Genomic DNA, 14,470 nt, shown 5'->3' with positions numbered 1-14,470 from the left:
TAATTCAAAACTCATAACTCATAACTCATAACTCTCTTACCCTCACCCCTGTGCCCCAAACTAGACATCTTCTCGATAAAATTAAGAAAAGCTAAGACAACGAGCAAATTTAGCATGATTCCTATTGTTATTGAACAATCAGGTCGCGGTGAACGCGCCTTCGATATTTACTCTCGATTGTTGCGCGAGCGGATTATTTTTTTGGGACAACAAATCGATGCCAATTTAGCAAACTTAATTGTTGCCCAACTCTTATTTCTTGATGCCGAGGACTCAGAAAAAGACATTTATCTGTATATCAACTCTCCTGGTGGTTCTGTAATGGCAGGAATGGGAATTTTTGATACGATGAATCACATTCGACCGGATGTTTGTACGATTTGTACTGGACTTGCAGCAAGTATGGGGGCTTTTCTGCTCAGTGCTGGTACTAAAGGTAAGCGAATGAGTTTACCAAATGCTCGCATCATGATTCACCAACCCTTGGGAGGTGCGCAAGGACAAGCAACTGATATTGAAATCCAAGCTAGAGAGATTTTGTACCACAAGCGCCGTCTTAATGAGTATTTGGCAGCGCACACAGGTCAGCCAATGGAGCGGATCGAGCAAGATACAGAACGGGACTTTTTTATGTCTCCCGATGAAGCTCAAAACTACGGACTCATCGATCAAGTCATTAACCGTACTTCAGTTGGTAATCGTCCTGTAGCAGTTGCGAGTTAGTTTAAGTGACATCTTGAAAAGAAGGCTGGGATTCTAAATATTGCAAGAATTCCAGTAACTCTTGATGCGTCAATGAAGTCCGCTTGCGCTTGTTATATGTTTGGAGTAAATAATCTCTTCCTTGTTGCACACTCCACTTGAGACGCTTCATTTCATCACCTGTTTTAGCCAGTAATTCTAAATAGTTTTGGAATTCTACGACTTCGGACTCTGTTAAGAATTGACGCGATCGCTTTTTGTAAGTTCTTTCTAAATACTCGCTTTCGTGCTCCGTACTCCAGCCTAAGCGCTTCAGAAAAACATCGATTTTTAACAGTGCGTCTGATAAATCGATCGGCGAACTGACTGTAGCAACTGCTGTTTCATCCTGAAATTCTTGGTCGCGCGTTCGCAGTGGTGTAACATTATTCCACACTGGATGTGCTTGATCGCTGTCAATATTTGAGAGGCTCAATACGTCTAGATCTGATTCTCTTGCTGCGGCAGTAGGGGAGTCTACAGAAATGCGATCAGTTTTGTGCTGCGGGGAGTGTAGTAAATTAGATAATTCTAATTTGGCTTCTGGTTGATGTTTGGATGCGGTGTCCGGTGTCGTCTGCAGCAGGCTTGGTGATACTGGTGTCGTAGTAGCAGGTTGCATCAATACAAGTAAAGCTCGTTCGCGGGCTTGATCTTCCGCAAGTTCAATTGTTTCTGCGGCTGCCATACCTGTAACACGAGTTGTGCCATCTATTTGAACGGTTGCTTGTACGATAAATTTTCCTTGATAAATCTCGACTAATTCAGACAAGAGATTGCCCGTAGGATAGCGAGCAAAAAACAATTGCGCCAACATAAGTATGATTAACTACTGCTTGAGGTAGGAGAGTTTAACTTGTGAGAGTAAATTCATGCTTTGGAACTGAGTCTGATTAAAAATTCACTTGAAGTCTGTAGGTTTTCCTTTTAACCTCATCCAAGTATGCACGGATTACCTTATTTACTATTTTATTTGGTTTTATTTTGGCGATCGCCGGAAAAATCCTTTGCCTAAGTACATTTCTTATCTAAAATATAGTAGGGTTCACTCTTTAGGTGTCTGCTTGCTGCTGAATTTAGTGTTACCAATCCTACAAATCAGGTAACGATGCTCGGCAGTATCATTAAACTCATAACTGCAGTCTAACGAACAGTGACCGCGGAATGCGGTGAACGCAGTGGTTGCAGCAAAGCTTACCGGAGGTCACATCTGGTAAAGCTAGCAACCGCCGGAGTTTAACTCCGGTGTACCGTTCACTTCTAGGACAGCAAGCGCATCGCCAACTCACATCGCAGTTAGTGTTGCTTGCTATCTGTCGATGGTTCATCTGTAGGTATTGAGGATGTGAATAACACTAATATTGTTGTAGCATCCAATGTGTGGAGTACCTGCTGTTCCTCACAAAGAGGAATACACTGATATCGTATGTCAACGCTACTCTGCCGCAAGCAAATCGAAATCAAGGCATAAGCTGCAGAAAGTGGGTAGAGAACCTGTATTTATCAAATAGGTAAAACAACTGCAGTTTGTTCTTAAGTTCCCTCAGCGCTGCTACAGCTGCGTAGGCAACGACACATGACACCAAAGGACAACACAAATAATTTTTTGACCAAAGGTCGGTTTTCTCAATGGAATTTTCAATCGCTACATTACTTGCGAATTTTCATGATGATAAATTAGTCGCTGCCAAGGTACTAGAGAAAAAATTAGATTGTCTCGAAGACACTAGTCTAACGAAGCTACATATTACCTTGGAAGTCCTCGAAAAAATTGGCATTTTAGCTAAAGAACGCGGTAAGTATCGACGCCTACCCGAAGAAGGAGTTATCGAAGCCAAACTCCGCTGTTCGAGTAAGGGATTTTGCTTTGCCATCCAAGACGAAGAGGGCGCAGAAGATATTTATATCCGCGAAAGCCATTTAAGTACGGCATGGAATGGCGATCGCGTTTTGGTGCGACTGACAAAAGAAGGTAGCCGCCGTCGCAGTCCTGAAGGAGAAGTTCGCTTAATTTTAGAACGTGCTAACCACAGCTTACTCGCACGGTTAAAACAAACTGAAAAAGGCTTTCGTGCAGTTCCTCTAGATGACAGACTATTATTTGAAATTGATTTAGTACCGAGCGATATCAACTTAACAGAAGCAATTGAACATCTCATTCATGTCGAAATCTTGCGCTATCCGTTAGGACAGTCGCCACCACTAGGTCGAGTGGTACAGGTTCTGGGCGGAAGTGCAGAAGCAGCTGCGGATATTGACTTAGTTTGCTGTAAGCACGATCTGCCACGCAGTTTTAGTGAAAATTTACTAGCTGCAGCTGCCAACTTGCCAAGTCAAATCACCAAAACTGAAATTAAACAGCGACTCGATTTGCGATCGCTCCTCACAATAGCGATCGTCACCCAAGAAAGAGCAGACGCTGCCTGCATTGAAAATGCTTTGACTTTAGAAAAAACTTCAGAAGGAAGATGGCGCTTAGGAATTCACATCACAGATGTTGCTCATTACATCTTACCCGATTCACCTTTAGATAAAGAAGCCCTCAAACGAGGTAGCAGTGTTTACTTAAGAGACACAGTATTACCACTGTTTCCTGAAGCTGTTCAAGAACGCTGCTCATTGATAGCGGGTAGCGACAGATTAGCGATGTCTGTACTGCTTATTCTTGACTCTAATACTGGACAAATCGTTGAGTTTGAGATTCAACCTACGGTAATCGCGGTCGATCAACAAATCAGCGAACAACAAACACAAGCCATTATCAAAGCACAACAAGCAGCACTCAATGGTCAACAGGAACCAACTGAGCCGACGTCTGATGAGTTACCCACCGCAGTTGTTGAACTGATCCGCCAGCTATCTGCTATTAGCCAAGCAGCACAAACTCAAAGGCATCAACGTGGTAGCTTTGAACTAAAACTACCTCAAGAAGATTACCCCTACTACGATGAGGGGTCATTGGGAGTGGTTGTTGCCGATGACGCGCCAGTGAAATCGTTACTAACTGAGTTGCTGTTGTTAGGAAATCAGGCGATCGCACAACATCTACAAACTTTGGAAATTCCTGCAATCTATCGCAGTCAACCTGCTCCTGATTCTGAAGATGTGCAGGAGATGATCAAGTTGGCAAGCAATCTAGGTGTAGAACTGCAACTTGAGCAAGAAGACAATATTTCATCGGCTGACTTTCAAGCGTTTACCGAGCAATTTGCGCAAGTACCTGACTCTGAGCAAGTACTGACATATCTTCTGCAAGCGACACTTAAGCCAAGTGTTTACAGCGTTGCTCCCCAACGGCACTTTGGTTTAGCCTTGCCAACTTACGCTCGAGGAAATTCGCCTTTATGGCGTTATGCTGATTTACTATTGCAGCGCGTATTACACACCTTATTTGAACAAGGACGCGATCGCCGGACAACACGAGCCAAAGAGCGGGTGAACCTACGACATAGTTCTGCTCACGGTAATGTCACGTGGAATGTCTTACCACCAGATATTCAGCAAGAGTTAGAAACAGATCTTGCCAGACTTGTTGTGCAACTGAACGATCGCGAAAAAGAAGTCCAAGAAGCCGAAGAAGATCTCGCTGGGTTGCAAAAAGCACAATTAATGAAACAGCGGACTGGAGAAGTTTTTCAAGGGTTGATCACTGGTGTTCAATCCTACGGCTTTTTTGTAGAAATTACGGTTCCAGATGCTAATGGCAAACAACTACGCGTTGAAGGGTTAGTTCATGTTAGCTCGCTCAAAGATGATTGGTATGAGTATCGCGCGCGGCAACAAGCACTCTTTGGTCGTAAAAGTCGTACTGCTTACCGCTTAGGCGATCGCGTTGCTGTCCAAGTGAAAAATGTAGACTACTACCGCCAACAAATTGATTTAGTCACAGTCAATGGTGACGCTGAAGGCGATCTGCTCCAAGATGAGGGTTTGCTAGAAGATAACGACGACGATTTTAATTCTGATTTGGAAGATCTTAATTCCGATTCTGATTTTTATCTTGACGAGGAGTAAACCCAATAATCTTGTGTCTAATCACTCACCACTCACCACTCAACGCCAGTCGTCTCAACGGAGGACACCTCCGCACGACACTGGCTCCCCCTCACCCCTGATCTTAGGAGTTTCTGGAGCATCAGGGTTAATTTATGCTGTTCGTGCGCTCAAGTTTCTCTTAGCTGCTGAATACGCAGTCGAACTCGTTGCTTCTAAATCAACGTACATGGTTTGGCAAGCTGAGCAAAATATCCGGATGCCAGTAGAACCTTTGCAGCAAGAGCAGTTCTGGCGGCAGCAAGCTGGTGTTGGTGTGGAACAAGGAAAACTCTGCTGTCACCACTGGGGCGATGTGGGAGCTAATATTGCCAGCGGCTCCTACCGCACTCTCGGTATGGTTGTCCTTCCCTGTAGTATGAGTACTGTAGCTAAGCTTGCGGCTGGGCTGAGTTCAGACTTGCTTGAGCGGGCATCAGACGTGCAACTAAAAGAAGGACGCAAATTGGTTCTTGTACCGCGTGAAACTCCTTTTAGTTTAATTCACTTAAGAAACTTAACAATGCTTGCTGAAGCTGGTGCAAGAATTGTTCCTGCAATTCCGGCTTGGTACCACAAACCGCAAACAATTGAAGATTTAGTTGATTTTGTTGTTGCCCGTGCTTTGGATCAGCTTGATATTGATTGTATTCCTATTCAACGATGGCAGGGACGTGATTAGAGCGAAAATAGAAGGGTAGTACCCTATCACCTAAAACTATGCCTGTTTTGCGACTACTTTTGCTATTGGTGGTGTTGGGAGGACTAACTTTGTTACTGTTGCAAAACTGGTCCCCCGTCCTTCCACTTGTCTTTTTGGGTGGGCGATCGCTAGCGCTACCACTAGCGGTGTGGATTTTGCTCAGTATAGCTGCTGGAGCCTTTTCTGCATTACTGATTGCAGGTTTATTCAAAACGTCAAATTATTTCGCTCAAAGCCAAGTAAAGCGGCGTAGTTTTGGCGATCGCACCCCACCACGTCAAAATCAACGTACTGTCAAGCAAGAATACACAACAGCAGCGAGTGCTACATCTTCATCAGCATCCGCGTCTACAACGAGTGACACAATTGATGATTGGAGTAGCGATAATTCTACAGACGATGACTGGGATTTTGAAGAAAACACAACGCCGCAAGGATCTCGCCCAGACACAACTATCCAAGACTCTAAAACTTACGAAGTCAGACCTAATCCTAGCAGCAATCAATCTTCTGTTTACTCATATAGTTCTAACGAACCAAAAAACTCCAGTGTCGGTAAGACTGAATCAATCTATGATGCTGACTATCGTGTGATTACGCCACCTTATGGTAGTAGGACAAATACAACGGAGGAAAATGAGGATTGGGGCTTTGAGGATGACGAGTTTGAGGATGAGAATAATTCACCCTTGAAATAAAATATGCTAAATCAGACGCAGTTAACTGCGTCGCTAATCATACTAGGACACAATTTTACTTAATTTAATGTTCATTTTAGCTAGATAGCGCACTAAGTGAATTGCTCAAGTGCTGTGTATTGAAACCGTTCGCGAGATTCTTGCTTGACTTGACCCATCATGGCAGCTTCCTGTAATGCCATGAAAGCATTGAAGTCTTCTAGGTCGTATTGAGTTGTGAGTAATTGTCGCAGTTGTTCCTCTGCTTCAATAGTTAAGTAGCCAGTTTTTAGTGTCTTCTGCACTAGTTCACGAATCAAAGCCATGCTTTAAACCTCATCCATAACACCTGAAGGGTGGAACTACCTACGAACTAACAAAGATTTGTACTTATTGATCGTTGGAGTTCAAGTTAGGCATAGTAGCGTTAGCAACACAAGTAATTAAAGTTAGACTTTGCTTGAGCGCAAGGCAAACCCTATCATGTTGTGACGTACAAGAATTGATAAAGTTTCAATAATCAGATAATCAATTAAGCCAAAGATAACTAAGTTATAAGTAATTTATCACCTAACAATCGTTATGTAAATCGTTAGCTTAACGCTGTTAATCGTTAAAAAAAATCAACTACATTGTTATTGTGTAGCAACAGAAATTAAAAGTTAATGAAAAAATGCACTCTAAAACAAAGCTAGTAGAGTCACAATTTACAGCCGCAGAAGAACTCTGGAATTTAGACAAGCTGTACATGGATTTAGCCAAAGCAAAGGAAAAGTCTTTGACTGCTGTAGAAAGATCATTGCTTAGAGGATTACTGTGTGGCTACAGTCCAGCAGAGATAGCCAGCATTATTTATCAAAACCGTAGTAGCAGTACAGTCAGAGTTTATTTATCAAATGGATTATATAAGTATATAGAAGAGATGTTGAGTTTTCAAACAGGAGACTCTGTTAAAATCCAAAATTGGAGTCGCGTCGCTCAACTACTAGAAAAGGCGGGATATAGAAATTTAACTGCCAAGATAAATGATGCATCTACTCCGCTGCCAAATCAACACTTGGATAATATCGTGACAACGCCCAAACAAGATTGGGGCGAAGCAATTGATGCTCAAATTTTTTACGGACGAAATCAAGAACTGCGATCGCTACAGCAATGGATTGTTGACGATCGGTGTCGCATTGTTGCCCTACTAGGCATGGGTGGTATTGGTAAAACAGCTTTATCAGTAAAAATTGCTGAACAAGTTCAAGGACATTTTCAATATGTTATTTGGCGATCGCTCTGCTTCGCACCACGCATAGAAGATATATTAGAGCAACTGCTGCAGTTTTTTGCGACTGAATCAATTTCCCCTGCTAAAGATACCCACGCTCAAATTTCGCAGCTTTTACAATATCTCCGCGCTTTTCGTTGCCTGATTGTACTTGATGGTCTTGAGGATCTTTTAGATACTGGCGATCGCTCTTTTAAATATATCGAAGGCTATCAAGGCTATGCCGAGTTCATTCGACGTCTTGGAGAATCTTCACATCAAAGCTGCTTAGTTTTTACTAGCCGAGAACAGCCTCATGAGATTGCAGCTATCCAAGGTGCCGCCTTACCAGTGCGAGTATTAAAAATTTCAGGACTCAGTTGTACTGAGGTTGCTTCAATTCTGCAAGTTAAAGGAATTGTCAATTTCTCCGAAGAAGAATGCCACTTTCTTGTTGATTACTATTCTGGTAATCCCTTATTTATTAAAATTGCTGCGACAGTAGTTCAAGATGTATTTGCTAATAATATCGCCAAACTTATAGCGCAGGGAAATATTATTTTTAGCGATATGAGAGAAGTTATCGCTCAGCAGTTATCTCGTTTATCTGTGCTAGAAGAACAAGTCTTGTACTGGCTGACACTAAACCCTCAGTCTAATTTAGTCTCAAATTTACAAAGCGAAATACCACTCGACGCTTCAAACTTAGAAATTTTGGATGCGATCGCTTTTCTGCAACGACGAAACATTATAGATAGTAATGCCCCTCAGATTATTCAAAAAAAGTGTTTCACTGCCTATATAGTTGAACAATTAAGCGATCGCATCTATCAAAGTATCAAAAATCATCAAGATATCTCTTTTTTAAAAAAGGGAAATATTCAAAGCTATTTGAGCACAGTAACCAAAACTGACAATTTTTATAGCAAATTTATTTGAGTTAGAACAACTCTTTAATGAACCACTTCAGTGCAGCAAGCATAGAGAAAAAAGAAATTTATGAAGTGTTTAAGATTTTTATATTACAGTTTTAATATTAATCAATAGTAAGTAACTGAACGATAAGGTTGTGAACAAGTCAGTTGAGCAAAATAATTTATTGAAAGGAGTCAACTTATACTTAGTTGGCATGATGGGGACTGGTAAAACAACAGTAGGGCGTGTTTTAGCAACCAAACTCGGCTATAAATTTGTGGATACAGATGAGATTATTACTCAAGTAACACAGCAATCAATAAGCGAAGTATTTGCGACAAGTGGTGAATCAGCATTCAGGCAGATAGAAACTCAAGTCTTAGCAAGAGTTTGTGCCTATACACATTTAGCGATCGCCACGGGTGGTGGTATTGTCCTGCGACGCGAAAATTGGAGTTATTTGCACCACGGTTTAATTGTCTGGCTTGATGCACCGATAGAATTGCTCTATACCCGTTTAAATACTGATGAAACTCGACCATTACTCCAAGCGGGTGACTTGCGCACACAGCTAGAAACTCTATTGCAACAACGACAACCGCTTTATTCACAAGCAGATCTCCGAGTTAATGTAAATTTGGAAGAAACGCCAGAACAACTTGCTACGCGAATATTAGCAGCAATTCCTCAAGTCTTGAAGAAGGGCGAGACACCTACAACACAACTTTAGATTTGAAATTGTTGCAATTGAGATTGTTGAAAAACGCAAATTCTTTTAAACTGCAATGCATACTTTTTGCTTTATAAAAGCTGCTTATGTTCAACGATAGCGAATATATTAGAGAAACTGAAGCCACCCGTGTTCGAGTCCTGAGTGAAGCACTGCCTTATATTCAACAGTTTGCCGGAAGAACCGTTGTTGTAAAATACGGCGGTGCGGCAATGAAAGATAGTTCGCTTAAAGATAAAGTTATTCGCGACATTGTATTTTTATCTTATGTAGGGCTACGACCAATCGTTGTCCACGGTGGTGGACCAGAAATTAATAGCTGGTTAGATAAGTTGGGAATTGAACCACAATTTAAAAATGGCTTGCGCGTCACGGATGCGGCAACAATGGATGTCGTAGAAATGGTGTTAGTTGGTCGCGTTAACAAAGAAATTGTCTCTCTAATTAACCGTGCTGGCGGCTCTGCGGTTGGATTGTGTGGTAAAGATGGTAATTTGATCAAAGCACGTCCTCAAGGTCAAGAGGGTATTGGCTTTGTCGGAGAAGTCACTAATATGGATGTCAATATTTTGGAGGCGCTAGTTAAGAGTGGTTATATTCCTGTTGTGTCAAGTGTGGCAGCAGACGAAACAGGTCAAGCTTATAATATCAATGCCGATACTGCCGCAGGTGAACTTGCTGCCGCATTAGGTGCGGAAAAATTAATTTTACTGACTGATACGCCAGGAATTTTGAAAGAGTATAAAGATCCTTCTAGCTTGCTGCATAAACTAGACATTCAACAAGCGCGAGAACTAATCTCACAAGGCGTTGTGAGCGGTGGAATGATTCCAAAAGTTAACTGTTGCGTGCGATCGCTCGCACAAGGCGTTCATGCTGCCCATATCATCGATGGGAGAATTCCTCACGCTTTACTGCTAGAAATCTTTACCGATAGTGGTATTGGCTCAATGATTGTAGCCTCTGAGTTTATGGGGTAGATAGGAGCGAGGAGTGAGTGAAAGAGTTTTGAATTTTAAGTTTTGTTAGCGTAGCGGTGCGTTAGCACGTTTTGAATGACAAGAATTCTCATAACTTAACATTCCTACTTCTTCTAGTCATAACTCTCGATCTCCTCTGCTTCCCCCGTTCTAGTTTGAGGGGATAATAATAACGCGTGAAGGAACTCTATTAATACGGCGATGCCCTGAATTGAGAATAACTGGATTGATGAGTGTTGAATCTCGAATTGTGGGATTCACTAAAACAGGATTGACTAGCGTAGAGTTAACAACTGTACCTGTTCTCCTCGTAGGAGTAGAATTCCATGAATTTATTGGAGTCCGACGAACAGAAAATCCAGTGACAGGATCTACAGGCATAGGAGTTGGAATAGGACTACCGTAGATAAAAGAACCTACCATCTGCGGTTGACTGACTCTGTAAGGAGCTTCTTGACCAACAAATATTGCTGACTGAGCCGCGACTGGCGGTGATAGTGTCGTCATCAGCGCTGCACCAGAAACCATAATTGTTAAGACGCTAGTTGCACTCAATAGTCTTTTGAATTGAATCATAACTTTCATTGCCAATAAATTTTTACTGAGTTGTAGATATAGCCAACCCGTAGCAATGTTTAACTATATACTTCTGTTAAAATTCTATCTGTTTTACCAACTCAATAGACATTCTGCATAAATCACAGATGCCCTTAGACTAAAGTCAAGGCTATTCAAGCAAAGTGTACTTTCGTACATTAAGATGAGATTTTGGAGTGAGGCATGCCTTACCCGTAGTCTACGGAGGTGGATGTTTATTTATTTAGTAGCAAATTCACTCCCACTCGCATTCTCAGCTAATCACTAATCGCTAACAATCTACGTCAAGATAGCACCACCCATTAATTTTTGATAGCGATATTCCAACTCAGCTTTCATCAAACGCCAGCGTTCTAAAGTTGCATCAAGTTCAATTACTGTTTCTGCGGCGGCTCTTGCTAATTCCAAAACTTCTTGATCTTCTACAAGACTTGCTAAAGTAAAGTCTGGTAATCCTGATTGTCTTGTCCCTAAGACTTCTCCAGGACCGCGAAAGCGCATATCCATCTCTGAAATGAAAAAGCCATCTTGCGATTGTTCTAAGACTTTTAACCGCGATAGTGCAGTCTCTGCTTTAGAATTACTCATCAAAAGACAGTAAGATTTCGCTGCACCCCGACCCACACGACCGCGTAATTGATGCAGTTGTGATAAACCGAAACGCTCAGCATTCTCAATCATCATCACAGTTGCATTGGGTACATCAACTCCTACTTCGATGACGGTTGTTGACACTAAAATTTGTGTTTGATTGTCACGAAATTGATGAATAGCAGTATCTTTATCAACTGAACTCATGCGACCATGAAGTAAGCCTACTTGATATTGCGGAAAAATACTTTCTTGGAGTCGTTGATGTTCTTCGACAGCAGCACGGACATCCAGCTTTTCTGATTCTTCTACTAAAGGTAAAACGATATAAGTTTGACGTCCTTGGGCAATTTCGCGGTTAATTAAGTCGTAGGCGTGACTGCGTTCTTTTGCTGATAGAACTGTTGTCTGAATTTGTTGTCTTCCTGGTGGTAGTTCGTCAATTTGACTAACATCTAAATCGCCATGTAATGTTAGCGCTAGCGTACGGGGAATGGGAGTAGCTGTCATTGTCAAGACGTGCGGAGATTCGCCTTTTTGCTGTAACTGTGCCCGTTGTCCTACACCAAAACGATGTTGTTCGTCAATCACAACTAAACCTAAACGTTGAAAATTGACTTTTTCTTGAATCAAAGCATGAGTACCGACCAATAGCGGTAATTCACCTGTTTCTAGTTGAGCATGAATTTGGCGGCGTTTTGCAGTTTTTGTAGAACCTGTTAACAGTTCTACGGGTAAATGCAACAGATTAAACCAGCTAACTAATTTGCGATAGTGTTGTTCTGCTAACACTTCTGTTGGAGCCATTAACGCTGCTTGATAACCTGATTGAATCGCTGCAAGGATTGCTATGACAGCAACAACAGTTTTTCCCGAACCTACATCTCCTTGTACCAAACGATTCATCGGTACTGTTTTTTGTAAGTCATCGAGGATATCGTTAACAACTCGCGATTGAGCGTTAGTCAGTTCAAAGGGTAGTAGTTGGTAAAATGTTTGAATAAGTTTTCCAGTACGTGCTAAAATCGCACCGTTTTGAATTTGACGTGCTTTGTGTTGGCGTTGTAGTAAACCGAGTTGTAAATAGAAAAATTCATCGAAAACAAGGCGACGTCGAGCAACTTCCAAAGAAGTGCTATCTGAGGGAAAGTGAATATTAGCGATCGCCGCTTTTAGTTCCATCAAACCATACTTGTCGCGCAGGCGAAATGGCAAGGGGTCTTTGAGATGTACGCACGCAGGTAAAGCCGCCGTAACCGCTTTGCGTACCATATCTGCACCTACGCCCTCAGTCAAAGCATAAACTGGTACTACTCGACCGATTGTCAGCGAATCAATCGTATCTCCTGGATGTGCCAAAACTTCAATTTCGGGGTCTTCTAAGGTTAAACCATATTTGCTTTCTTTGACTAATCCAGAAGCAGCAACAACTGCACCTACAGGATAGCGACGTTTTTGCTGTTCTTGCCAACCACGATGACCGTATCGCGCTCCTGCAAAAAAACGATTAATCCGAATTTGACCAGTATTATCTTTAAGGACAAGTTCCAGGATCGTTAATTTAGGATTGCGCGGGCTATTAAAGCAAGTACAGCGCTTGACTGTTCCTAATAGTGTTACTGTCTCTCCTGCTTGCAATTCTTTGATATTGACTTGTCGTGCATAATCAATGTGGTCGCGGGGATAATAAAATAGAACGTCGCGTACTGTATACAACCCCAGTTTTGCTAAGTAACCACTTCTTCTCACTCCTACTTCGGGTAAGCTTTTTAAGGGTTGCTCTAGGTACGGTGCAATACGGATTGCGGCTTCTGTCTGTAGCGGTTGTACTAAGGGTGTTGTCGGCGGGAGTTTCGTTTTTGTTGAGTGGGGCGATCGCTCTTTTGTACTTTGCTTTGTGACATTGTCCCCACGCTGATATCGTTGTGTATGATACACGCATCTCCGTGCTTCAGCTACCAGGTGTTGTCGTTCTTCTAATGGCAATTCTGGATATTTGGCAAATTGTGCTGCTATTTCTTGCCACCGCTGACGCTCGTCTAACGGCAGAGCTACTGGAGGTTTACCAAAACTAAGACAGAGAAATTCACTAAAGCGATATTGCTTACCTATTAAATCAGCAAAGCCGCGTTCTGCTTCTACTGCCAATGCTTTTTGCAATCGCCCTAAATCTAGTGATGTCATAAGTGATTAGCAAGTCAGCCGAGAGCGATCGGTTCTCTTTATAACTTTAATACTTAAATTTGGACTAGGTAATTTCAAAGTTTTGAATTTTGAGTTAACTTCATTCATTATTCTTAACTCTGCGCAGCGGTAATACAATGCTAATCTTCAAACCAGCTAGCACGCCACGCTGCTTCTGCTTCTGCAATGGCTTGCTCGCGCTGTTTCTTGTAATATTCTTTCAATAAAGTGCGGCTTCGGGTTTCTAGATGACGAATGTGGTTGCGCTCAGTTCTTATTGTCGCATCAGCAAACTCAATTTCGCCTAGCCGTAGATAGATAGCAACAAGCGTAGTGACGCTGGATTCTTCTTGATTGCTATTGCTTTCTGCTTCTACTAATAAGTTTAATAAATTTGGCGGTCCAGCAGTCGCTTCAGCTGGAAGTTCTGGTGCGTTTAATGCTGCATCGAGTAATGGAAAGGGGAGTTTCTCTGGCAAAATCTTTGCTTGCTGAAGTAGATAGTTAATTTCACGCGAAATCGTTTTCAGTTGCGAGGCGATCGCCTGCTCGATATTTTGCTGCCACTTGAGCAGATCTATCGGATTTGTTGGAAATCTCACCAGAGTGCTAAAACTTGTCGTAGGAGGACTAACAGATTCTAATAATGCCTCTTCTGTAGCTTCCAGTTTGATATCTTCTCTAATTTCTTGTTCTAAGTTTTCTTTTTCCTCAACCTGTGTTATCGCCAATAACTGATCAATTGCTTCCCGTATTACCCTACGTACATCTTGCTGCAATTGCTGTCGCTGGCTAAAAGATAAACTCAAAAACGCTTCTGGATAGCCCTGTGTACACAAGTGATAAGTAGCTAAGATTGCTTGTTGCCGTACAGCTTTCGCTAAGGCTATGAAATAACTAGTGTAAGCCGCATAAAGTTCTTCTGCAAGAACGCGACACGCTTCTTCTAAAGCTGCAATCTCTCGTTTAATTTGTTCAATCGTTGCCATTGCCTCAAAAACTAAGGGTGAGGGGGAGCCACTGCGTTGCGGGGGTGTCCCCCGTTGTAGCAAGTGGCGTCGAGGA

12 protein-coding genes are annotated in these 14,470 nt (G+C 42.2%); 7 read left to right on the top strand and 5 right to left on the bottom strand.

The genetic code is table 11. The features are described from left to right. Window positions 1–75 precede the first annotated feature (75 nt). On the top strand, window positions 76–723 hold the full coding sequence (gene clpP / locus IQ230_RS01410) for an ATP-dependent Clp endopeptidase proteolytic subunit ClpP (protein WP_322742250.1): 648 nt from the start codon (window positions 76–78) through the stop codon (window positions 721–723). Between the two features lies 1 nt (window position 724). On the opposite strand, the gene IQ230_RS26330 is transcribed toward clpP, so the two are convergent. Further along, entirely contained in the window at window positions 725–1,558 is an 834-nt protein-coding gene (locus IQ230_RS26330) for a hypothetical protein (RefSeq protein WP_228054484.1), read from the bottom strand. Between the two features lie 812 nt (window positions 1,559–2,370). Here IQ230_RS26330 and IQ230_RS01400 point away from each other — a divergent pair. The 3 genes from IQ230_RS01400 to IQ230_RS01390 all read left to right on the top strand — a co-directional run bounded on the left by IQ230_RS01400 (window position 2,371) and on the right by IQ230_RS01390 (window position 6,174). Further along, the gene (locus IQ230_RS01400; protein ID WP_193930108.1) at window positions 2,371–4,755 is read left to right on the top strand and encodes a ribonuclease R family protein; all 2,385 of its coding nucleotides are present in this window, start codon (window positions 2,371–2,373) and stop codon (window positions 4,753–4,755) included. Window positions 4,756–4,852: 97 nt separating this feature from the next. Then, window positions 4,853–5,455 (top strand): flavin prenyltransferase UbiX, encoded by a 603-nt coding sequence (locus tag IQ230_RS01395; protein WP_193930188.1) that lies wholly within the window; start codon window positions 4,853–4,855, stop codon window positions 5,453–5,455. Window positions 5,456–5,493: 38 nt separating this feature from the next. Continuing rightward, a complete protein-coding gene (locus IQ230_RS01390) occupies window positions 5,494–6,174 on the top strand; it encodes a LapA family protein (RefSeq protein ID WP_193930106.1) in 681 nt (226 codons plus the stop codon). A 92-nt stretch (window positions 6,175–6,266) separates the two neighbouring features. Here the strand turns inward: IQ230_RS01390 and IQ230_RS01385 are convergent, their stop codons facing one another. Then, complete coding sequence (locus tag IQ230_RS01385) at window positions 6,267–6,479, bottom strand: hypothetical protein (protein ID WP_193930104.1); 213 nt, start codon at window positions 6,477–6,479, stop codon at window positions 6,267–6,269. A 347-nt stretch (window positions 6,480–6,826) separates the two neighbouring features. Between IQ230_RS01385 and IQ230_RS01380 the strand changes: the two genes are divergently transcribed. The 3 genes from IQ230_RS01380 (at window position 6,827) to argB (ending at window position 10,033) form a co-directional block, all read left to right on the top strand. Beyond that, window positions 6,827–8,347: a helix-turn-helix transcriptional regulator gene (locus IQ230_RS01380; RefSeq protein ID WP_193930102.1), complete on the top strand. Its 1,521-nt coding sequence runs from the start codon at window positions 6,827–6,829 to the stop codon at window positions 8,345–8,347. Window positions 8,348–8,477: 130 nt separating this feature from the next. After that, on the top strand, window positions 8,478–9,053 hold the full coding sequence (locus IQ230_RS01375) for a shikimate kinase (protein ID WP_322742247.1): 576 nt from the start codon (window positions 8,478–8,480) through the stop codon (window positions 9,051–9,053). An 86-nt stretch (window positions 9,054–9,139) separates the two neighbouring features. Then, window positions 9,140–10,033 carry an acetylglutamate kinase gene (argB, locus tag IQ230_RS01370; protein ID WP_193930100.1) on the top strand — a complete coding sequence of 298 codons (894 nt, stop codon included), beginning with the start codon at window positions 9,140–9,142 and terminating at the stop codon, window positions 10,031–10,033. Between the two features lie 150 nt (window positions 10,034–10,183). Here argB and IQ230_RS01365 read toward each other — a convergent pair whose 3' ends face one another. The 3 genes from IQ230_RS01365 to IQ230_RS01355 all read right to left on the bottom strand — a co-directional run bounded on the left by IQ230_RS01365 (window position 10,184) and on the right by IQ230_RS01355 (window position 14,394). Then, a complete protein-coding gene (locus IQ230_RS01365) occupies window positions 10,184–10,609 on the bottom strand; it encodes a hypothetical protein (protein ID WP_228054483.1) in 426 nt (141 codons plus the stop codon). Window positions 10,610–10,909: 300 nt separating this feature from the next. Beyond that, on the bottom strand, window positions 10,910–13,405 hold the full coding sequence (gene recG, locus IQ230_RS01360) for an ATP-dependent DNA helicase RecG (RefSeq protein WP_193930097.1): 2,496 nt from the start codon (window positions 13,403–13,405) through the stop codon (window positions 10,910–10,912). Window positions 13,406–13,545: 140 nt separating this feature from the next. Next, window positions 13,546–14,394, bottom strand: a complete 849-nt coding sequence (locus IQ230_RS01355) for a hypothetical protein (protein ID WP_193930095.1) — start codon at window positions 14,392–14,394, stop codon at window positions 13,546–13,548. Between the last annotated feature and the right edge of the window lie 76 nt (window positions 14,395–14,470).

The organism is Gloeocapsopsis crepidinum LEGE 06123 (assembly GCF_015207655.1).
Lineage (GTDB): Bacteria > Cyanobacteriota > Cyanobacteriia > Cyanobacteriales > Chroococcidiopsidaceae > Gloeocapsopsis > Gloeocapsopsis crepidinum.
Note: the sequence above shows the minus strand (reverse complement) of the source record. Positions and strands in the feature narration are given on the sequence as shown.

Excerpts from the sequence above, each read along its gene's own strand:
- IQ230_RS26330 (WP_228054484.1), bottom strand. The coding sequence starts at position 1,558 with ATGTTGGCGCAATTGTTTTTTGCTCGCTATCCTACGGGCAATCTCTTG.
- IQ230_RS01400 (WP_193930108.1), top strand. The coding sequence starts at position 2,371 with ATGGAATTTTCAATCGCTACATTACTTGCGAATTTTCATGATGATAAA.
- IQ230_RS01390 (WP_193930106.1), top strand. The coding sequence starts at position 5,494 with ATGCCTGTTTTGCGACTACTTTTGCTATTGGTGGTGTTGGGAGGACTA.
- IQ230_RS01385 (WP_193930104.1), bottom strand. The coding sequence starts at position 6,479 with ATGGCTTTGATTCGTGAACTAGTGCAGAAGACACTAAAAACTGGCTAC.
- IQ230_RS01380 (WP_193930102.1), top strand. The coding sequence starts at position 6,827 with ATGCACTCTAAAACAAAGCTAGTAGAGTCACAATTTACAGCCGCAGAA.
- argB (WP_193930100.1), top strand. The coding sequence starts at position 9,140 with ATGTTCAACGATAGCGAATATATTAGAGAAACTGAAGCCACCCGTGTT.
- IQ230_RS01365 (WP_228054483.1), bottom strand. The coding sequence starts at position 10,609 with ATGATTCAATTCAAAAGACTATTGAGTGCAACTAGCGTCTTAACAATT.
- recG (WP_193930097.1), bottom strand. The coding sequence starts at position 13,405 with ATGACATCACTAGATTTAGGGCGATTGCAAAAAGCATTGGCAGTAGAA.
- IQ230_RS01355 (WP_193930095.1), bottom strand. The coding sequence starts at position 14,394 with ATGGCAACGATTGAACAAATTAAACGAGAGATTGCAGCTTTAGAAGAA.